Source organism: Kitasatospora sp. NBC_01300 (assembly GCF_041435235.1).
Lineage (GTDB): Bacteria > Actinomycetota > Actinomycetes > Streptomycetales > Streptomycetaceae > Kitasatospora.
On the sequence record NZ_CP108408.1, the window covers coordinates 2912033 to 2932655 of the forward strand.

16 protein-coding genes are annotated in these 20623 nt (G+C 71.1%); 7 read left to right on the top strand and 9 right to left on the bottom strand.

Going from position 1 to position 20623, the window contains the following annotated elements; genetic code table 11:
* Positions 1 to 298: 298 nt before the first annotated feature.
* Positions 299 to 550, top strand: a complete 252-nt coding sequence (locus tag OG556_RS12820; protein ID WP_014138019.1) for a WhiB family transcriptional regulator — start codon at positions 299 to 301, stop codon at positions 548 to 550.
* A gap of 514 nt (positions 551 to 1064) precedes the next feature.
* On the opposite strand, the gene OG556_RS12825 is transcribed toward OG556_RS12820, so the two are convergent.
* The 7 genes from OG556_RS12825 to OG556_RS12855 all read right to left on the bottom strand — a co-directional run bounded on the left by OG556_RS12825 (position 1065) and on the right by OG556_RS12855 (position 10827).
* Complete coding sequence (locus OG556_RS12825) at positions 1065 to 2585, bottom strand: PAS domain-containing sensor histidine kinase (protein WP_350879656.1); 1521 nt, start codon at positions 2583 to 2585, stop codon at positions 1065 to 1067.
* Between the two features lie 469 nt (positions 2586 to 3054).
* Entirely contained in the window at positions 3055 to 4113 is a 1059-nt protein-coding gene (locus OG556_RS12830; protein ID WP_371517172.1) for an SIS domain-containing protein, read from the bottom strand.
* Between the two features lie 191 nt (positions 4114 to 4304).
* Positions 4305 to 5600, bottom strand: coding sequence for an extracellular solute-binding protein (locus OG556_RS12835; RefSeq protein ID WP_363588830.1), 1296 nt, complete (start codon positions 5598 to 5600; stop codon positions 4305 to 4307).
* A 432-nt stretch (positions 5601 to 6032) separates the two neighbouring features.
* Complete coding sequence (locus OG556_RS12840) at positions 6033 to 7586, bottom strand: glycoside hydrolase family 3 protein (protein WP_371517173.1); 1554 nt, start codon at positions 7584 to 7586, stop codon at positions 6033 to 6035.
* 5 nt (positions 7587 to 7591) lie between these two features.
* On the bottom strand, positions 7592 to 8419 hold the full coding sequence (locus tag OG556_RS12845) for a carbohydrate ABC transporter permease (RefSeq protein WP_350879660.1): 828 nt from the start codon (positions 8417 to 8419) through the stop codon (positions 7592 to 7594).
* The gene (locus OG556_RS12850) at positions 8416 to 9444 is read right to left on the bottom strand and encodes a carbohydrate ABC transporter permease (RefSeq protein WP_371517174.1); all 1029 of its coding nucleotides are present in this window, start codon (positions 9442 to 9444) and stop codon (positions 8416 to 8418) included. Before OG556_RS12850 ends, OG556_RS12845 begins: the two co-directional genes overlap by 4 nt.
* 90 nt (positions 9445 to 9534) lie before the next feature.
* Positions 9535 to 10827: an extracellular solute-binding protein gene (locus tag OG556_RS12855; protein ID WP_363619340.1), complete on the bottom strand. Its 1293-nt coding sequence runs from the start codon at positions 10825 to 10827 to the stop codon at positions 9535 to 9537.
* 337 nt (positions 10828 to 11164) lie between these two features.
* On the opposite strand from OG556_RS12855, the gene OG556_RS12860 reads away from it, so the two are divergent.
* The 4 genes from OG556_RS12860 to OG556_RS12875 all read left to right on the top strand — a co-directional run bounded on the left by OG556_RS12860 (position 11165) and on the right by OG556_RS12875 (position 15159).
* Positions 11165 to 11956, top strand: coding sequence for a GntR family transcriptional regulator (locus OG556_RS12860; protein WP_244293370.1), 792 nt, complete (start codon positions 11165 to 11167; stop codon positions 11954 to 11956).
* 382 nt (positions 11957 to 12338) lie between these two features.
* Positions 12339 to 12605, top strand: a complete 267-nt coding sequence (locus OG556_RS12865; RefSeq protein WP_350879663.1) for a DUF3311 domain-containing protein — start codon at positions 12339 to 12341, stop codon at positions 12603 to 12605.
* Entirely contained in the window at positions 12602 to 14215 is a 1614-nt protein-coding gene (gene mctP, locus OG556_RS12870) for a monocarboxylate uptake permease MctP (protein WP_350879664.1), read from the top strand. Before OG556_RS12865 ends, mctP begins: the two co-directional genes overlap by 4 nt.
* A gap of 155 nt (positions 14216 to 14370) precedes the next feature.
* Positions 14371 to 15159, top strand: a complete 789-nt coding sequence (locus OG556_RS12875) for a histidine phosphatase family protein (protein ID WP_371517176.1) — start codon at positions 14371 to 14373, stop codon at positions 15157 to 15159.
* Between the two features lie 79 nt (positions 15160 to 15238).
* Here OG556_RS12875 and OG556_RS12880 read toward each other — a convergent pair whose 3' ends face one another.
* A complete protein-coding gene (locus OG556_RS12880; RefSeq protein ID WP_371517177.1) occupies positions 15239 to 16216 on the bottom strand; it encodes a helix-turn-helix domain-containing protein in 978 nt (325 codons plus the stop codon).
* A 397-nt stretch (positions 16217 to 16613) separates the two neighbouring features.
* On the opposite strand from OG556_RS12880, the gene OG556_RS12885 reads away from it, so the two are divergent.
* Positions 16614 to 17108 (top strand): GNAT family N-acetyltransferase, encoded by a 495-nt coding sequence (locus tag OG556_RS12885; RefSeq protein WP_371517178.1) that lies wholly within the window; start codon positions 16614 to 16616, stop codon positions 17106 to 17108.
* A gap of 135 nt (positions 17109 to 17243) precedes the next feature.
* Complete coding sequence (locus tag OG556_RS12890) at positions 17244 to 19412, top strand: acyltransferase family protein (protein ID WP_371517179.1); 2169 nt, start codon at positions 17244 to 17246, stop codon at positions 19410 to 19412.
* 7 nt (positions 19413 to 19419) lie between these two features.
* Here OG556_RS12890 and OG556_RS12895 read toward each other — a convergent pair whose 3' ends face one another.
* Positions 19420 to 20616: a hypothetical protein gene (locus tag OG556_RS12895; protein ID WP_371517180.1), complete on the bottom strand. Its 1197-nt coding sequence runs from the start codon at positions 20614 to 20616 to the stop codon at positions 19420 to 19422.
* Positions 20617 to 20623: the final 7 nt, after the last annotated feature.

Here is a 20623-nt window from a genome sequence, read left to right on the forward strand (position 1 = left end):
AGAATCAAAAATTCCTCCCTGAAGGGGGTTGTATCCGGGCCCGAGGTTTGCGAACCTCTACATGGCGATCGGGACGCATCGCAGCGACGGCAACCTCAGAACCTGACGGGTGTCGACCGCGGAGCGTCCCTCGAATCGCCGAATCCCTCCCTAGCACAGACCACCCGGGCCCCGGCGGGCCTTTGGTCTCTTTTGCTATTGCGGGATTCGTGAAAGCGTTCACATTCACAAGCCACATTCACAAGCCATCGATTATGCCGACCGGGTGACCCCCGCCGGCAGGAGGAGTTGGACGACCATGGACTGGCGCCACCGCGCTGTCTGCCGCGAAGAGGACCCGGAGCTGTTCTTCCCGATCGGGAACACCGGTCCTGCTCTGCTGCAGATCGAGGAAGCCAAGGCCGTGTGCCGCCGCTGTCCGGTCATGGAGCAGTGCCTGCAGTGGGCTCTTGAGACCGGCCAGGACGCCGGCGTCTGGGGCGGTATGAGCGAGGACGAGCGTCGCGCGATGAAGCGCCGTGCCGCCCGCAACCGCGCCCGCACCGCCTGATCACACGCCGTAACACCAGCAGTAACCGAAACACCGATCAACACATGATCAAAGGCTTCCCTGCACCTCCTGGTGAAGCCTTCCGCACAAAGGGCCTTGCCTGGCGAGGTCCCGCGACACCGGACCGTCCAGCCACTTGATACTGTTCACTTAGAGCAATATCGTGGAGCTGTGGCGCTCACCGTGTGCAACGCACGGGCGAGGTGTCGCACCACCCAGAGCCCCCGTTCCGGCCGACTCCCCCCGACGGCCGGAACGGGTTGAGAGGCCCTGTCGACCCACCCCCCCCGGTCGACAGGGCCTCGTTTCTGTTTTCGCACCCCGGTCCGTGTGCGCGCCCCGGCGCGCCCGCACCCTGGCGCGCCCCCGCGCGGGCCGACCCGTACCGGGCTCGTGGGGTGGGCACCCGGCGCTTTCGCCGAGTGCACGCCCCCACCGCGCGCCTCGATGCACCTTTTCGCGGACCGCACCGCAGGCCCGCACCGCGGACCGGTACCTCGGACCGGCCGGCGGATCAGCGGACCGGGATCTCCAGGACCACCTTGGTGCCGCCGTCCGGACCGGCCACCATGTCGAAGGTGCCGCCCAACTCGCCGGTGGCCAGCGTGCGGACGATCTGCAGGCCGAGGTTGCCGGCCGTCTGCGGGTCGAACCCCTCGGGCATGCCGCGGCCGTCGTCCTGCACCGTGATCAGCAGGAACTCCTCCGGCCGGGCGCCGCCGTTCCAGCTGTCCGACCAGCCCGCCCCGGTCGCCGGGGCCCGCCCGCGCAGCGCGCTGACCTCCAGGTTCCCGGAGGCGGACGGGCCGAAGGCGTGCTCCAGCGCGTTCTGCAGCAGTTCGGTCAGCACCATCGACAGCGGCGTGGCCACCTCGGCGGACAGGATGCCGAAGCTGCCGCTGCGGCGGGTCGCCACCCGGCCGTCCTGGGACAGCTCCATCACCATCGCCAGCACCCGGTCGGCGATCTCGTCGAAGGCCACCTGCTCGTCCAGCGCCTGGGACAGCGTCTCGTGCACGATCGCGATCGAGCCGACCCGGCGCACCGCCTCGTCCAGCGCGGCCCGGCCGGCCTCCGACTCCATCCGGCGGGACTGCAGCCGCAGCAGGGCGGCGACGGTCTGCAGGTTGTTCTTCACCCGGTGGTGGATCTCCCGGATGGTGGCGTCCTTGGTCATCAGCTCGCGGTCGCGGCGGCGCAGTTCGGTGACGTCCCGGCAGAGCACCAGCGAACCGGTCAGCGTGCCCTTGGGCTTGAGCGGGATGGCCCGCAGGGTCACCACCCCGCCCTGCACCTCGACCTCGGTCTGCCGCGGCGCCCAGCCGCTCGCCAGCTTCACCAGCGCCTCGTGCACGGCCGCCCGGGAGGGCGGGACCAGTTCGGCGGTGGCCCGGCCCAGGTGGCTGCCGACCAGGTCGGTGGTGAGGCCGAGGCGGTGGTAGGCGGACAGGGCGTTGGGGCTGGCGTAGGTGACGATGCCGTCCGCGTCGAGCCGGATCAGGCCGTCGCCGACCCGGGGGGCGGCGTCCATGTCGATCTGCTCGACGCCGTGGAACGGGAAGCTGCCGGCGGCGATCATCTGGGCCAGGTCGGAGGCGCTCTGCAGGTAGGTGAGCTCCAGCCGGCTGGGGGTGCGGACCGTCAGCAGGTTGGTGTTGCGGGCGATCACCCCCAGCACCTTGCCCTCGCGCCGGACCGGGATGGACTCGACCCGGACCGGCACCTCCTCGCGCCACTCCGGGTCGCCCTCGCGCACGATGCGGCCCTCGTCGAAGGCGGCGTCCAGCAGCGGGCGGCGCCCGCGCGGGACGAGGTGGCCGACCATGTCGTCCTGGTAGGAGGTGGGGCCGGTGTTGGGCCGCATCTGCGCCACCGAGACGTAGCGGATGCCGTCCCAGGTGGGGATCCACAGGACCAGGTCGGCGAAGGAGAGGTCGGAGAGGAGCTGCCACTCCGAGACCAGCATGTGGAGCCATTCCACATCGGCCCCGGTCAGGGTGGTGTGGCGGCGGACGAGTTCGTTCAGCGAGGGCACATGGCGAGGGTAGCGCCGCCGGTCGGGGCGGGGCGCGGCGGACCGGGGAACGGGATCATGCGCCGGGCCTGCGGCGGAGCCCGCTGCCCGAAGTTGTCCAGACCAATTTCGGGAGCGGCCTGGACAACCCAGATTGGTCTAGTCCACAATGAAAGGGCACCAAGGAGAGGCCCACCGCGCAACTGCCCTGACCGCGCGAGGCCTTTCCTCGGTCGGACGCCGCCGAACGAGGACCCCGCACAGTTCTCGATCGACTCCGGCGACCGACGACAGCTCCGGGCTGCGGTGCCGCATGGGTTGAGGGTCCCGTGTCGGCGCCGTGGCCCGTAGTGCTTTCCGGGTGCGCCGGGCTCCGGGGGTGCGGCGCGTTCTCCGGGCACTCCCCCGCCGAAGCCATGCTCCGCCGCTCAACGAGTCGGGCCCCCGTCCACAGCCTGTGGACGGGGGCCCGATCGCGTGGCGCCGTGCCTCAGTGCGTCTCGGTGACCTTGGCCAGGGCGCGCGGGGCGTCCGGGTCCTGGCCGCGGGCGATGGTGACCTCGTAGGCCAGCAGCTGCAGCGGGAGGATCTCCAGGATCGGCTGGACCTCCTCCGGCACGCCGGCCGGCAGGGCGAAGCCGGCCGAGGCGGCGTCCACCTGCGCCTGCTGGCCGACCACGACCAGGTCCGCGCCGCGACCGCGCAGGCGGTCCAGCACCGGCTGCAGGGCCTCGCCGCCCTTGCCGTCCGGGACGATCGCGATGACCGGCGAGACGTTGTCCACCATGGCCAGCGGGCCGTGCAGCAGGTCGGCGCCGGAGAACGGGGAGGCCGGGATGTAGGTGGTCTCCATCAGCTTCAGCGCCGCCTCGCGGGCGGTCGGGTAGCCGTAGCCGCGCGAGGTGATGACCAGGCGCTGGGCGAAGCGGTACCGCTCGGCCAGCGCCTTCACCTCGGCGTGGCGGGACAGGACGGCGGCGGCCAGGCCGGGCAGGTCCTTGGCCGCCGCACCGTCGCCGCCGCGCAGGCCCTCGACCAGCAGGTAGAGCGCCAGCAGTTCGGCGGTGTAGGTCTTGGTGGCGGGCAGCGCCTTCTCCGGGCCGGCCAGCACGTCGATGTGGAACTCGGAGACCTCGGCCAGCGGCGAGGACGCGTTGTTGGTGACGGCGAGGGTGATGGCGCCGGCCTCGCGGGCGGCCTTGGTGGAGGCCACCAGGTCGGGCGAGCCGCCGGACTGGCTGACGGTGACGACCAGGACGTCGGTGAGGTCCGGCTTGGCGCCGTAGGCGGTGGTGGTGGACATCGAGGTCAGGCCGGCCGGCTTGCCGAGCAGGATCTCGATCAGGTACTTGGCGTACAGCGCCGCGTTGTCGGACGTGCCGCGCGCGGTCAGCAGGACGAAGCGAGGGTTGCGGGCGGCGATCTCGGCCGCGATCTGGCGGATCTTCGGGGCACCCTCGTCGAGGATGCGCTGGAGGACGGCCGGCTGCTCGGCCATCTCCGCCGCCATGATCCGGCCGGGAACGGAAACAGTCTGCGGGTCGGACATCAGGATGTGCCTCCGATGAGATGGTTCGACCCCTCCGGGCAGGTTGCCCGGAGGGGACCTCTACGGCGGCGAGTCCGCACACTCGCTGCGGTGGTTTCCTGCCGCAATCCTACGGGGGGCGCCCCCGGCGGGCACACCCGAAGGCCCGCCCCGGACGGGACGGGCCCTCGGGCCTGGACGGCGGCGCGGGGTCAGGACGCCTTGTTGATCAGCTGGTCGATCGCGGCGTCGGCGTCCTTGGTGGCCTGGTCCACCGACTTGCCCTTGAGGATGCCGGTCAGCATGTCGGGCAGGATCTTCTGCTTCTCGATCGCGCCCCAGCCGGGGGCCAGCGGGGTGAACCAGGCGTCCGGCACCGCGTTGGCCGCCGCGGCGGTGGTCGGCTTGTTCTTCAGCGGGTTCAGCTGGGTGAGGTTGTTCGGCAGGATGTCCTTGTCGGCCAGCGTCTGCTGGGACTTGGTGCTGGTGAACATCCGCACCCAGTCGGTGGCCAGCTCGACCTGCGTGGACTTGGCGGTGACCGCGAGGTCGGAGCCGCCGATGAAGGTGGGCAGCGGCTTGCCGTCCGGGCCGGGCATGGTGGCCATCTTGACGGTGTCCTTGAGGCTCGGGTCGCCGGTGCCCGGCGCGACGACGCTGGCCGCCTCGTAGCCGTTGCCGTAGAAGGACCCGGCGCGCCCGCGGGCCATCGACTCGAACTGGTTCTGCTCGTTCACCGTCAGGTCGCCCTTGGTGTACTTGCGGACCAGGTCGACGAAGTGGCTGATGCCCTGCTGGGACTTGGCGTCGTGCAGGGTGCCGTGCCAGTTGCCGGAGCTGTCGAACTTGGCGATGCTGCCGCCGTACGCGGCCACGTAGCTCATCGCGGCGTACCAGTACGGGCCGGGCAGGTAGAGCGAGGAGTAGCTCTTGTCGGCCTTGTTCTTGTCGGCGACCTTGTCCAGGGCCGCCGTCAGGTCGGCCTCGGTCTTGGGGAACTCGGCGCTGCCGGTGGCCTGCTGGAAGGTGGCGGCGTTGTAGATGGCGACCCGGGCGCCGGCGTAGTAGGGCACGCACCAGAGCTTGTCCTGGTACGTGCAGGTGTTGGCGAGCGCCTTGATCCAGCTGTCGGAGTTGTCGAAGGTGGTCCGGTCGACCGGGGCCAGCGCGCCGGAGAGCACGTACTTCATGGTCTCGGTGTTGCCGAGCTCGACCACGTCGGGCGCGGAGCCGTCGGCGATCGCCTTGTCGAGCTTGGTCACCTTGTCGGCCCAACCCTGGTAGGCGAGCTTGAGGGTGACGTTCGGGTACTTCGCCGCGAACTGGTCGTTGACCTGCTGCACCAGGTCGGGCCAGTTCTTCTGGGCGTCGTCCATCAGCCAGACGGTGACGGTGCCGCTCGCGGCCTTCGGGTCGGCGCCGGGGCTCTTGCCGTCCTTCGACGCCGTACCGGCCGATGAACAGGCCGTCAGCCCGATCGCCAGCGCAGTGATTCCGAACGTCGACATGAGCTGACGCTTCTTCACGCCATCCTCCGAGGGTGCTAGAGCCGTGTTGCCCGCCGGCAGCGTGATGGCGCCCGCAACGGAGGGTCCGGGCAGGGGCGAAGAGCTTCGGGGAGGGCCGATACCACATCCGGTGAGGTTGAATTTCGAACCGGATGACTGGACTCTGGCCTAGACCATAGGTGGTGTCAACGGCCAAATGGCCCCGTCGCCACGGCCGTTGCAGAGCCGTTGTACCCCGTGGCGATCAGTCGCCGTACCGTCACCCTAAGTGGGACTTAAGGTGGATTTAAGGCCCACTTGAGAGAGCACGGTCACCTGACGGATCCGCAGGTCGAACGGCGGGAAAACGGAACGGGCCCGCCATGCGACATGCGCATGACGGGCCCGTCGGCCGACGCCTCCCGGACACTCCCGGTGACGCCCCCCTCGGTCTCAGCCGATGGCTCCCGGCTGCCCGGTGAGCACCTCCACGGCCGCCAGCCCGCAGACCCGGGCGGCACCGTGGGTGGCGATGTAGAGCGCGCCGACCGGCTCGGACTGCGGCAGCCCCATCTCGACCACCGCGGCGTCCGGCCGGGCCGCCACCAGGCGGCCCAGCGCGGCGGACATCCAGGCGTGCCGGTGCGCGTCCCGGACCACCAGCACCAGGCGGCGGCCCTCGGCGCCGGCCACCAGCTCGGCGACCAGGGCGTCCAGCAGCTCGGGAGCGGCCTCGGGCGCCGAGACCGCGCGGGTGCGGGTGCCGGGGAAGCGGTCGGCCAGCATGCCGGCCACGCCCCACGGGGTGACGTCGCCGACGGCGATGTTCGGCTCGTCCGAGAACGAGGCCACGAACGGGCGCTCGGACACCGGCTGCGGCTCGTGGCCCGGCGCCCGGACCACCTTCAGCGCCCGGCGGGCGGCCCGCAGGCCGACCGCGAGGTCCGGCTCCGGCCGCTCGCCCTGGGCCGAGATCCGGCCCCAGCTGCCGAGCGAGCGGACCCGGTCGGCGGCGTCCGCCAGCCGCTCCTCGGAGAGCACGCCGGCCCGCACGCCCGCCACGATGGCGTCGCGCAGCATCAGCACGGTCTCCTCGTCGGCCAGCCCGCCGCCGACGCAGATCGCGTCCGCGCCGGCCGCCAGGGCCAGCACGGTGCCCCGGCCCATCCCGAAGGTGTCGGCGATGGCGCCCATCTCGATCGCGTCGCTGACGATCAGGCCCTGGTAGCCGAGGCCGCCGTCGGCCGGGGCCGCGCGCAGCAGGTCGCGCAGCACGAGCGGGCTGAGGGTGGCCGGCAGCTTCGGGTCGAGCGCCGGGATCATGATGTGGGCGGTCATCACGGCCTTGGTGCCGGCCGCGATCGCCGCCTGGAACGGGATCAGGTCGCGCGAGCGCAGCACGTCCAGGTCGACGTCGATGACCGGCAGCCCGTGGTGCGAGTCGACGGCGGTGTCGCCGTGGCCCGGGAAGTGCTTGGAGCAGGCGGCCACGCCGGCCGACTGGAGGCCCTCCACCCAGGCGGCGGTGTGCCGGGCGCACAGCTCCGGGTCGGCGCCGAAGGAGCGGACGCCGATGACCGGGTTGCGCGGGTTGGAGTTGACGTCCGCGGTGGGCGCCCAGTTGTAGTTGACGCCGGCCGCGGCCAGCGCCCGGCCCAGCTCGCGGGCGACGTCCCGGGTCAGCGCCGGGTCGTCGATCGCGCCGAGCGCGAGGTTGCCGGGCCAGGACGAGCCGGAGCCCGCCTCCAGCCGGGTGACGTCGCCGCTCTCCTCGTCGATGGCGATCAGGAGGTCGGGGTTCTCCTCGCGCAGCGCCTTGGTGAGCTTGGCGAGCTGGTCGAGGTCGACCACGTTGCGGTCGAACAGCGCGACCGAGCCGAGCCCGGCGGCGAGGTGGCGGCGCAGCCACTGCGGCGGCTCGGTGCCGACGAAGCCGGGCTGCAGGACGGTCAGCGCGTCGCGGTGCAGCTGGTCGCTGACCGGGGCGGTGGGGACGAGGATGCTCACGTTTCTCAGCCCTTCACGGCGCCGTCGGTCAGTCCACCGACCGCCTTGCGCTGCAGGAAGACGAACAGGATCAGCACGGGGATGGCGAACATCGTGGACGCCGCCATGGTGGCGCCCCAGTCGTTGCCGAAGGCGGTCTTGAAGGACGACAGCCACAGCGGGAGGGTCTTGCCCTCCTCCTTGTTGAGGATCAGGACGAGCGGGAACTCGTTCCACGCGGTGATGAAGCCGAACAGCGAGGTCGACATCAGGCCGGGGGCCAGCAGCGGGAAGATCACCTTCACGAAGGCCTGGGAGCGGGTGCAGCCGTCCACCATGGCCGACTCCTCCAGCTCCTTCGGCACCGCCGCGATGAAGCTGCGCAGCGTCCAGATGGTGAAGGGCAGCACCATCATCATGTAGAAGAAGGTCAGCGGCACGAGGCTGTTCAGCATCTCGTTGTCGCGCGAGATCATGTAGACCGCGATGGTCATGACCTCCCACGGCGCCATCTGCGCGACCATGACGACCAGGACGAAGGCCTTGCGGCCGCGGAACTTCATCCGGGCGATGGCGAAGGCCGCGAGGGTCGCGATCACCAGCGAGATCAGCACCGCGCCGATGGTGGCGATGAGGCTGTTGGTGACGTACGTCCAGAAGTTGGGCGCGTTGATCGCGGTGGTGAAGTGGTCGAGGGTCCCGTTGAACGGGATGAAGACCGGCGTCTTGCTGATGATGTCGTTGTCCTGCTTGAAGGCAGTCGCGATCATCCAGTAGACGGGGAAGATGAAGAAGACGAAGAGGACGACCGCGATCACGTTCGGCCAGGTACGTCCGATGAGCGAGCGCCTCACAGCTCGTCCTCCTGCTTGATCATGATGCGGAAGTAGTACGCCATCATCGCGCCCAGCATCAGGATGGTGAGCACCGCGATCGCGGAGCCGATGCCGTAGTGCTGCCCGGACGAACCCTCCAGGAAGGCGTGCACGGGCAGGGTGCGGGTCAGGTTCTCGGGGCCGCCGCCGTTGATCGCGTACACCTGGGTGAAGGCCTTGAAGACCCAGATGATCTCCAGGAACGTCGTGGCCAGGAAGAACGGCTTCAGGTTCGGGAAGATCACCGAACCGAAGATCTTGGACGCGCCGGCGCCGTCCATCCGGGCGGCCTCGTAGAGCTCCTTGGGGATGGTGGTCAGTCCGGCGTACATGTTGAACGCCACGAAGGGGACCGACTGCCAGACGATCAGCAGGATCACCACGAAGAAGGTCGAGTACTGGTCGCTCATCCAGTTGTAGTCGGCCATCGCGTGCCAACCCAGCTTGTCCAGGAACCAGTTGACGACGCCCCACTGCTGGTCGAACAGCCAGGTGTAGACGGTGGTCGCGGCGACCACGGGCATCGCCCAGGCCATCAGCAGGCCGACCGAGAGGAGCAGCCGCATCCGCTTGCCGAGGCGGTTGAGCAGCAGGCCGATCAGGGTGCCGCCGACCATGATCAGCACGACGTTGACCAGGGTGAAGACGACCGTGCGCCCGGTGACCGCCCAGAAGTCCGGGTCGGTCAGCTGCTCCTTGTAGTTGTCGAAGCCGTTCCACTCGGTCAGGTGCTGGACGAACTGGCGCTTGTTGAGGTTCTGGAACGACAGCAGGACCGTCTTCACCAGCGGCCAGCCGAGCAGGGCGAGGGTCGCCACGGTGGCGGGCAGCAGCAGCAGGTACGGTGCCAGGCGTGCGCCGAGGCTCGGCCCGCCCGCGGGTCTGGCGCCCTTGCGGGGGGTGCCGTCGGCGCCACCACCGGCGGCACTCGTCTCAATTCCGGCCACGGCAGCCTTCCCTGAATCCGGGGACTGCGTCTGCACCCGCTCCGAATGCACAGCCATCGTTCTCACTTCCTCACAACCCGAACCACGACGGACAGGCGTCGCTCACCGACCCCCCGCCGGGGGTCGGTGAGCGACGCCGCTCGGTGCCTACTGCTTCTGGTTGAGCCGCTTCGCGATCTCGTCGTCGTACTTCTTCGCGGTGGCCGCGTAGTCGCCACCCTGGAGGGCGGCGGTCAGGAACTCCTTGATCGGGTTCGGCTTGTCCTCGACGCTCGCCCAGTTCGGGGTGATCGGGGTGACCGCGCCGACCGCCGAGGCGGACTGGGCGGCCTTCGCGAAGTCGCCGGTGAGCTGGCTGTTCAGCGCGGCCTTGTTCGGGATGTTGCCGGCGGCGGCGACCGCACCCTCGTTCTTGTCGTTGAGGGCGATCTTCAGGAAGTCCTTGGCCATGTCGGTGTTCTTGCTCTGCGCACCGATCGCCAGGTTCGAGCCGCCGAGGAAGACGCCGGAGGGCTTGTCAGCGGTCTTGCCCGGGAGCGGGAAGAAGCCGATCTTGTCCTTCGGCATGTCCTTCTCCGCCGGGAGCTCCCAGCCGAGGGCGATCATGGTGCCGACGTTGCCCTTGCCGAAGACGTCCTTCTGCTGCGGGGTGGCCTCGTCCTTGTCCTTCGGACCGGTGGCCGAGTAGCCCTGCAGCTTCTTGTAGGTCTCGAAGGCCTTCTGCGCCTCGGGCGAGGACAGGCCGCCGACCCACTTGTCGCCGTCCTTCTTGGCGATCTTGCCGCCCTCACCGGTGAGCAGACCGAAGTAGGTGTACCACTCCTGACCCGGCAGGTAGATCGGGTCGACGACGCCCTCGGTGGCCTTCAGCTTGTCCAGGTCGGCGTAGAACTCGTCCAGGGTCTTCGGCGCGTCGGTCAGCTGGGCCTTGGCCCAGAGGTCCTTGTTGTAGGCGACGACGCGGTTGGAGACCCACCACGGGGCGGCGAACTGCTTGCCGTCCAGCTGGGCGGCCTCGTTCTGGTTGGCGTTCCAACCGTCGCCGCCCAGGGCGGACTTGTCCTTGGTGATGTCGAGCAGGCCGCCCGAGGCCGCGTAGCCGGAGGTCTGGGTGTTGCCGAGCTCGACGACGTCGACCGAGCCCTCGGACAGCGCGGCGGTCACCTTCTGACCGATGCCGTCCCACTCCTGGATCTGGAAGTCGACCTTGGAGCCCGGGTAGGTGGTCTCGAACTCGCTCTTGACCGCGTCGGTCCAGCCCTTCGGGGCGGAGCCGGTCATCAGCCACACCTTCAGCGTCTTGCCGCTGTAGTTCTTGGCGCCCGCCGCGGACGACGAGTTCGAACCGGCGTTGTCCTTGCTCTTGCCGTCCGAGCCACAGGCCGCCAGGCCGACGACCATTGCTGCGACGCCGACCGCCGCGATGAGCTGACGCTTCACGCCATCCTCCTGAGGGATGCCTGGGTTACCCCCGTCGGGCGGCAGCGGCAGACCCACGTAAAGCGGGGGGAAAGGTGCCGCGGACCCCTTCGAGCGGGTGGGGGGATTCATAGTGACCGGCCTAGTGGTGTAGACCAGATGCCTGGAGCTTGGCCTAGACCAATGGGCCTGTCAACGGCTGTTCGACCGATCCGGACCACCCGTTATCAAGCCGACACCGCACATCGTTCATCGCGTGATGAGGTATTCGTTCCGTAGCCATACATGCAACGATGTCACCCGTTAACTATGTGGCGGGGCCCGTAAAGGCCCCGCGAGAAGCGGGAGAACAGGTCCGATGAGCAGCGACGGGGGAACCACCGCCCAGGTCAACGACCCCGAGGTGAAAAACCTCCCGACGCAGGCCGGCGCCGACCCGACCGCGCGCGTCCCCAAGTACTACGGTCTCAAGCGCCACCTGCTCCAGCTCACCGAGACCCAGCCGGCCGGCACCCCCGTCCCGCCCGAGCGCGCGCTGGCCGCCCAGTTCGACACCTCCCGCACCACCGTGCGCCAGGCGCTGCAGGAACTGGTCGTCGAGGGCCGGCTGGAGCGCATCCAGGGCAAGGGCACCTTCGTCGCCAAGCCCAAGGTCGCCCAGGCCCTCCAGCTCACCTCCTACACCGAGGACATGCGGGCCCAGGGCCTGGAGCCCGCCTCGCGGCTGATCGAGATCGGCTACATCACCGCCGACGACCGGCTCGCCCCGCTGCTCGACATCAAGCCCGGCGGCCGGGTGCTGCGGATCGAGCGCCTGCGGCTGGCCAACGGCGACCCGATGGCCATCGAGGTCGCCCACCTGTCCGCCAAGCGCTTCCCCGCGCTGCGGCGCAACCTCGCCAAGCACAACTCGCTGTACGCGGCGCTGCGCGAGGTGTACGGGGTCACCGTGGCCGAGGCCGAGGAGACCATCGAGACCACCCTCGCCAACCCGCGCGAGGCCGGCCTGCTCGGCTCCGACCTCGGGCTGCCGATGCTCCAGCTCTCCCGGCACTCTTTCGACGCCGACGGCGACCCGGTGGAGTGGGTCCGCTCGATCTACCGCGGCGACCGCTACAAGTTCATCACCCGGCTCAAGCGCCCCGAGTAGTCCGGGCGGAGCAGTCCGGGGCGGAGCAGTTCCGGACGGAGCAGTTCGAGGCGAAGCAGTTCGGGCGGGGCACTCCCCCCGCGCACCACGGGCACCGGCGCGCGCGACCCGCGCGCGCCGGTGCCCGTTCGCGTCACGGGAGGGGCGGTACCGGTCGAATGCGACCGGATGCCGTCCGGATGGCGGGAAGTTGCACCGACCCCGGTGACATGGATCACTCCATGCCCTAGATTGCGCAGCCGTACTGACTGTCGATCACCGATGGTGCTGCTCGGCGGGTTCGCGGGGGCGTGCGGTGCCCCGAGGGCTGCGGCGCCGACGGGGAGAACCCTCCGGAGCGGAGCCGAAGATGCCGTCTGATCCCGATACCGTCGAACCTGTCATGCCCGAGCCACCCGGGGACCGGGTGCCCGCGGTGACCCCCGAACGGGTGCTGGCCGGGCTCGCCCTGCTGGTGCCGATCGTCGCGATGCTGTGGGTGTCCTCGTACGACAAGACCGACCCCGGCGTCGGCGGGGTGCCGTTCTTCTACTGGTACCAGCTGCTCTGGGTGCCGGTGTCGGCCGTGTTCACCGTGGCCGCGTACCTGCTGATCAACCGGGACGAGAAGGCCCGCAAGGCCGCGCGGAAGGCGGGTGGCGCGCGATGAGCCACGTCAACGTGCCGGCCCTCACGGTCTTCGTGCTGTTCTTCGTCCTGGTCACCGTGATGGGCTTCCTCGCCGCCCGCTGGCGGCGCGCGGACGACGCGGCGCACCTGGACGAGTGGGGCCTGGGCGGCCGCAGCTTCGGGACCTGGGTCACCTGGTTCCTGCTCGGCGGCGACCTCTACACCGCGTACACCTTCGTCGCCGTCCCGGCGGCGGTCTACGCGACCGGCGCGGCGGGCTTCTTCGCGGTGCCGTACACGATCGTCGCCTACCCGCTGGTCTTCCTCTTCCTGCCCCGGCTCTGGTCGGTCTCCCGGGTGCACGGGTACGTCACCCCGGCCGACTTCGTCCGCGGCCGGTACGGCTCGCGGCCGCTCTCCCTGGTCGTCGCGCTGACCGGGATCCTGGCCACCATGCCGTACATCGCGCTCCAACTCGTCGGCATCCAGGCGGTGCTGGACGTGCTGGGCGTCGGCGGCGGCGAGAACGCCAACTGGTTCGTCAAGGACCTGCCGCTGTTCCTCGCCTTCGGCGTGCTGGCCGCGTACACCTACTCCTCCGGGCTGCGCGCCCCGGCGCTGATCGCCTTCGTCAAGGACGCCCTGATCTACATCGTGATCATCGTCGCGGTGATCTACATCCCGATCCGGCTCGGCGGCTACGGGCACATCTTCGACGCGGCCGCGCACAAGTTCAGCGCCCCCAAGTCCGCCGGCTCGCTGACCCTCCCGGGCGACAAGCAGTGGACGTACGCGACGCTGGCGCTGGGCTCGGCGATGGCGCTGTTCATGTACCCGCACTCGGTGACCGGTGTGCTGGCCTCCAAGTCCCGCGGCACGGTGCGCCGCAACATGGCGATCATGCCCGCGTACTCGCTGATGCTGGGCCTGCTGGCGCTGCTCGGTTTCATGGCCATCGCGGCGGGCGTCGGCAAGGGCGACAAGAAGTTCAACGCCCAGCTGTCCGTGCCGCAGCTGTTCGCCGACATGTTCCCGGACTGGTTCACCGGCGTGGCCTTCGCGGCGATCGGGATCGGCGCGCTGGTGCCGGCCGCCATCATGTCGATCGCGGCGGCCAACCTGTTCACCCGCAACGTCTACAAGGAGTGGCTGAAGCCCGCCGCCACCCCGGCGGACGAGACCCGGATCGCCAAGCTGGTCTCGCTGCTGGTGAAGGTCGGCGCGCTGGTCTTCGTGCTCGGCATGGACAAGCAGGCCGCGATCAACCTCCAGCTGCTCGGCGGCCTGTGGATCCTGCAGACCTTCGTGGCGATCGTCGGCGGCCTGTTCACCCGCTGGTTCCACCACTGGGCGCTGTTCGCCGGCTGGGCGGCCGGCATGGCCTACGGCACCTGGAAGGCCTACGGCATCGCGAGCCCCGCCACCAAGCACTTCGGCGGCAACGCGGCCGCGATCCCCGGCATCGGCGAGATCGGCTACATCGGCCTGACCGCCTTCGCGCTCAACCTGATCGTCGCGGTGGCGCTCACCCTGGTGCTGCGCGCCGTCAAGGCGCCCGAGGGCCCGGACGAGACCAGGCCCGCCGACTACAGCGCCGAGGCCGGCGACGAGGAGCCGAAGAACGCGCCGGAGCCCGTAGCGGCGCACTGATTCGCGCCGCACGCGCCCTGTGATCGCGCCGCCCTCTCCGTGAACACTGGAGAAGGCGGCGCGATCATATGTATGAACAGCCGCCTTCGCAGGGCACCACCAGACCGGACCGGCGACCGGCCGGCAACTGATCGACCCACGGGGAGCACGCGGCCATGGCAGAACTCGGCACCACCCTCAACGGCCAGCACCAGTCCACCCAGAGCCCGCACCACCTCACCACCCACCGCCCGGCGTCGGCCACCCGGCTGCCGTCCGTGCTGATCGCCACCCGGCACGGCGAGTCCACCGCCAACGTCGAGTTCCAGCTGGCCGAGGCCGCCGGCGCGCTCAGCGTCCCGATCAGCTGCCGGGACGCCGACATCCCGCTGTCGCTGCACGGCCAGCAGCAGGCCCAGGCGCTCGGCCGCTGGTGGGCCGCCCTGCCCAGCGCCGACCGCCCGCGCAGCGTCTGGTGCTCGCCGTACGTGCGCACCACCGAGACCGCCCGGATCGCGCTCGCCCAGGCCGCCGGGCTCGGCGCCGTCCCGGTCACCCTCGCCGTGCGCCACGACGAACGGCTGCGCGACCGCGAACTGGGCGTCCTGGAGATGCTGACGCGGGCCGCGATCGAGGCCAAGCACCCGGAGGAGTCCGCCCGGCGGCGCAAGATGGGCGAGCTGTACTACCGGCCGCCCGGCGGCGAGTCCTGGGCCGACGTCGCGCTGCGGGTGCGCAGCCTGCTGCGGGACGTCTGCGAGGAGGAGGCCGGGCGGGCCGTCCTGCTGGTCGCGCACGACTGCACGGTGCTGATGCTGCGCTACGTGCTGGAGCGGCTCACCGAGGAACGGCTCACCGCGCTCGCGCCGGTGCGCAACTGTTCCACCAGCCTGTGGCGCGCCCAGGACGGGCGGCTGCACCCGGACCGCTGGAACAGCGTCGACCACCTCGCCCCGGGGAACTGACGCGCCGCCGCACTCCCCCGTCCGGTCGCACTTCCTCGCCCGGTCACGCCGCCTCGTCCGGTCACGCCTCGTCGTCCGGTCACGCCCGCTCGTCCGGTCGCGCCTCGTCGTCCGGGCCGGCGAAGCAGCGCCGGTAGGCCAGCGGCGTGGTCCCCAGCCGGCGCCCGAAGTGGTGCCGCAGCGCGGCCGCGTTGCCGAAGCCGCAGCGGGCGGCGATCGCGTCCACCGGCTCGGCGGTGGACTCCAGCAGCCGCTGGGCGAGCAGCACCCGCTGCCCGGTCAGCCAGCGGTGCGGCGTGGTGCCGGTCTCCTGCTGGAAGCGGCGGGCGAAGGTGCGCGGGGACATGTGGACCCTGGCGGCCAACTGCTCGACGGTGCAGTCCCGGTCCAGGTGGTGGCGCATCCAGTCGAGCAGCGGCGCCAGCGAGTCGCCGTCGCCGCCGGGCAGCGGGCGGCTCACGAACTGGGCCTGCCCGCCCTCCCGGTGCGGCGCCACCACCATCCGGCGGGCGATCCCCCGGGCCACCTCGGCGCCCTGCACCTTGCGCACCAGGTGCAGGCAGGCGTCGATGCCGGCGGCCGTCCCGGCCGAGGTGATCACCGGGTCGTCGTCCACGTACAGCACGTCCGGCTCGACGGCGGTCCGCGGGAAGCGCCGGGCCAGGTCCTCGCTGTGCCGCCAGTGGGTGGTGGAGCGGCGGTCGTCCAGCAGCCCGGCCGCGCCGAGCACGAAGGCGCCGCTGCAGATCGACAGCACCCTGCCGCCGTCCGCCACCACCGAGCGCAGCCCCGCCAGCAGCGGCTCCGGGTACTCCGGGCGGATCGTCGTCGCGGTGACCACCACCAGGTCGGCCCCGGCCAGCCGCTCGGGGCCGTGCGGGACGTCCACCGCGAACCCGGAGTGCGTCGTGTGCGGCCCGGGGCGGGCGCCGGCGATCGCGAAGTCGTACCCGGGCAGGCCGTCGGCCGTGCGGTCGAGGCCGAAGACCTCGCAGGCCACACCGAGCTCGAAGGGGTGGATCTCCTCCAGCACCACCGCGACCACGTTCTTCAGCATGCCGCCCAGGATGCCCCGGCGGGCACCGGGGACGGAAGGGCCGGATGGCAGTTTTTCGATGGGATCAGTCATTCCTGCCACTCGTGGCCGCCGCCCGGCCCGGCCAGAGTGGAGCCATGGACACCGGGACTCTCGCAAGCGCAATCGCCCTGGTCGGGGCCGTCGGCAGTTTCGGCCTGCTCGGCACCCTGATCGGCCGGGAGGTCGCCCGCAGCGCCGCCACCGGCCGCGACAACTGGCACCGCTCGGGCGGCTACCCCGCCGGCCCGGAACGCCTGGACCGGCTGTACGGCACCATGCCCGCCGCCTCGCTGCGCCCCTCCGCCGACCCGGCCACCCTCCCGGTCCGGGCCACCCCGGAGATCACCACCCCGGACGGCTCCGGCACACTGACGGGATGGACATCCTCATCCGCCAGGCCCTTCCGGAGGACCTCGACGACGCCGGCCGCATCACCGTCGAAGCCTTCGTCGGCGACGGCCACACCTCGCCCGAGAGCAGCTACGTCGAGCTCCTGCGCGACGCCGCCCGCCGGGCCCGGGAGGCCGAACTCCTGGTCGCGGTCGACCAGGCCGAAGGACGGGTCCTCGGCTGCGTGACCTACGCCGTCGGCGGCACCGAGTGGGCCGACATCGCCGGCCCGCGCGAGGGCGAGATCCGGATGCTCGCCACCGCCGCGGCCGCCCGCGGCCGGGGCGTCGGCGAGGCCCTGGTCCGCGCCACCATCGCCCGCAGCCGCGAACTCGGCCTGGACGGCATGGCGTTCTCCACCCGCCCGCAGATGACCGCCGCCCACCGCGTCTACGAGCGGACCGGCTTCCGCCGCACCCCCGAGCGCGACTGGTCCCCGTACCCGGGCATGGACCTGATGGTCTACAGCCTGGCGTTCTGAGCCCGGCCGGGGCGCCGTCGGCCCTCCTCCTCCCCGGTGACCAACAGACGATCAACGGACGTCTTTTGATATAAACCACAGATCACGTCTGATGCCACGTCGCGGCAGCCGACCGATCCCGGGGGGACGCACCACATGGACGACGGGCCCCGCCTCGGCACGCCCGCGAGCGGCCCCACGCTCCAGGACATGCGCACCTCCCGGGGCATCGAGCCCCCGGCCACCAGCCGCTACGCGATCCCCGCACCGACGCCCCGGCCGCGCGGGCCGCTGCCGCCCTCCGTCCGCTTCCCCGCGGTCGACGGGCTGCGCGGCCTCGCCATCGCCTCCGTCCTGCTGTACCACACCAACTGGTTCCAGAACGGCCTGTTCGGCGTGGACGTCTTCTTCGTCCTCTCCGGCTTCCTGGTGACCCTGGTGCTGATCCGCGAACTGGACCGCACCGACGGCATCCGGCTCGGCGTCTTCTACCGCCGCCGGGCCAAGCGGCTGCTGCCCGGACTGCTCGCCACCGTCCTCCTCGTCGTCGCGCTGTCCGCACTGGTCAGCCCGCTACGGGACGTCAGGGACCTCCGCCCGCAGGCGCTCGCCGCGCTCGGCCAGGTCGCCAACTGGGCCCAACTGGCCCGCGGCGACGCCTACTGGCAGCACTTCGCCTCCATCGACCCGCTCGCGGCCATGTGGTCGCTCAGCATCACCGAGCAGTTCTATGCGCTCTGGCCGCTGCTGCTGCTCGCGGTCTTCGGCCTCTGCCGCCGCTCGCTGCGCGCGACCGGCGTCGTCACCGCCGGGCTGTTCATCGTCGCCGCGCTCGCCGCCCCGCTGCTGTGGAACGGCGACAACAGCGACCGCCTCTACCTCGGCACCGAGACCCGCGCGGTCGGCTTCGCGGCCGGCGCCACCGCCGCCTTCGCCGTCTACCTGCGGCTGCGCCGCCAGGTCCGCGCGGCGGCCCCCGACGGCGACCGTGCCACCCGCTCCCGGCGGCGCCTGCTCGACCGCTCCGCAGCGGCCGGCACCCTGGCGCCCGCCCTGCTCGGGACCGCGGCCCTCGGCGGCCTGGTCTGGGCCAGCCTGTCCGTCAGCGGCTACCACGAGCCGCTGCTCTACCAGGGCGGTCTGGCCGTGGTCGCGGCGCTGGCCGCCGTCCTCGCCGCCTCGCTCTGCCACGACCGGGGCCCGCTGGTCCGGCTGCTGTCGCTGCCCCCGCTGCGGCTCACCGGCACCATCTCCTACAGCCTCTACCTGCTCCACCTGCCGGTGTACTGGCTGCTCCAGCACTACGTCGACGACATCTCGCCGCAACTGCTGCTCGCCATCGGCGCGCCGCTCTCCTGGGTACTGGCCTGGCTGATGCACACCGGCACCGAGAAGCTGCGGGTGCTGCGCTGGCGGGCCTTCCCGGCCGTCCCGCTGCTGGCCGTCGCCACGGCGGTGGCCACCACCGGCGCCTGGTACCTGCCCGCCTGGGTCCAGTACGACATGCGGTCCGGGCCGAGCGGCAAGCCCGCGGTCCTCGTCCTCGGCGACTCCTTCGCCCAGGACCTCGCCACCGGCCTCTACCGGCACGGCGACCGCTACCGGGTGGTCGACGGCGGGATCAGCGGCTGCGGCGTGTTCGACCCGGACAAGGTGCGCACCACCTCCGGCGAGGAGTTCGACACCAGCCGGGAGTGCCGCGACCGGGCCGCCGCGTGGGACCGGCAGCTCACCGGCGCCGCCCCGCAGGCCGTCGTGATCCACCTCGGCTGGGACGCCGCCGAGCAGTACCTCGACGGCAGCTGGCTCAGCCCCTGCGAGGAGGACTACCGGAGCCGCTACACCGTCCAGCTCACCCAGGCCGTGGACCAGGTCCGTCGCCGCGCGCCCGGCGCCCGGGTGCTGCTGATGAACGAACGGGTCGAGAACGGCGCCATCAACAAGGGCTGGGGCACCTGTTACGACCAGCAGGTCGCCGCCTACGTGAAGGCCACCGCCGGCGCCGTCCGGCTGGTCGACCTCAACACCTTCTTCTGCCCGTACGAGACGTGCGTGTGGAGGGACCGCGACGGCCACTGGGTCACCCCCGCCAACGACGGGGTGCACCTCACTCCGGCCGGCATGCGGTTCGTGACGCCGTGGCTGGAGCAGCAGATCGCGGACGGGCTGACCGGACCGCCGGCGGGGCCGCCCACCGCCGCCCCGACGCCGGCCTCGACACCGACGCCCGCACCCACGCCCACGCCCACGCCGACTCCGACTCCGACGGCCACCAAGCCCACGGGCCAGCCGAGTTCGACCAAGCCCGGCCGGACCACGCCGTAACCGGGGCCTAGGACGGCGGCAGTTCGTAGGTCTGCGCGAAGCAGTCGCGGATCGCCTGCTCGGAGGCCGGGCGCCCGGCGTAGTCCATCCGCGGGGTGTCCTGGTTGGTCGGCAGGTTCGGGTCGATGCCGAAGTACAGCGACCAGAAGTACAGTCCGCGCAGCTTGCGCTCCTGCGCCACCTGGCAGACCGCGGTGAACCAGGTCGCCTGGACGGCCTCGTTCAGCTCGGTCTTCTTGTAGTACTCGCCGGGCGTCTTGTAGGCGCCCTTCTGCGCCGGGATGCCCACCTCGGTGAGCTTGGTGGTCGGTTGCGGACCGCTGCCCCGCTTGTCGAGCCAGGCGTTCCAGCTGGCCTTCAGGTCGGCGACCGGGGCGTCGTCACCGGCCGACTTGGCCGGCGGGTAGGCGTCCACGCCCGTGCCGTCCGCCGGGACCGCTATCGGGCCCTTGGACCAGTTGTCGAAGTTCGCGTCGTACACCAGCTCGCCGTGGAAGGTCTTCCGCGCCTGGTCGATGAGACCGGGCCACCGCGGGTCGCCCTCCAGCGAGTTGAACTCGGTGCCGATGGTGACCTCGGCCGCGGAGTGCTCCTGGGCGGTCTTCAGGTAGGGCGTCAGGAAGGCGGCGTAGCTGGCGAACCAGGCGTCCCGGTCGGTCGGCGCGATGTTGCCGCGCCACTTGAGGGTGTTGAGGTAGTCGAAGACGTCCTCGTCCATGATCGGACGGATGGTGGTGCGCAGGCCCGCCCGGTGGGCGGCGTCCAGCAGCAGGGCCAGCCGCTCCGGGGTGGGGGTGGTCGGCCGGGCGGCGACGGCGTTCGACCGGGTGCCCGTCGTGTAGTACGGGAAGGTCACCGACAGGGAGTTGGCGTTCAGCCCGACCACGTACTTGACGATGCGGTCGACCTTGCCCTGGACGAAGTTGTCCGGGTCCGCCGGATCGTCCAGCCAGTACACCTGCACGCCCCACTCGGGGCTGCCCTTGGCCCACGGGCGGGCCACCTTGGGGCCGGTGTCCTCGGCCGGCGGCGCGTCCTTGCCGAAGCCCCAGACCCGGCCCTGCTCGGTCGCGGAGCCGGCCCAGTGCACGGCGGTCGGGCGCTGGTGGACGAACTTGAGCGGGTGGTCCCCCCAGACCACCGGGACGGCGACGGTGACGGCGACCACCACGGTCGGCAGGATGAAGATGGCGGGGCGCTTCACAGCGGTG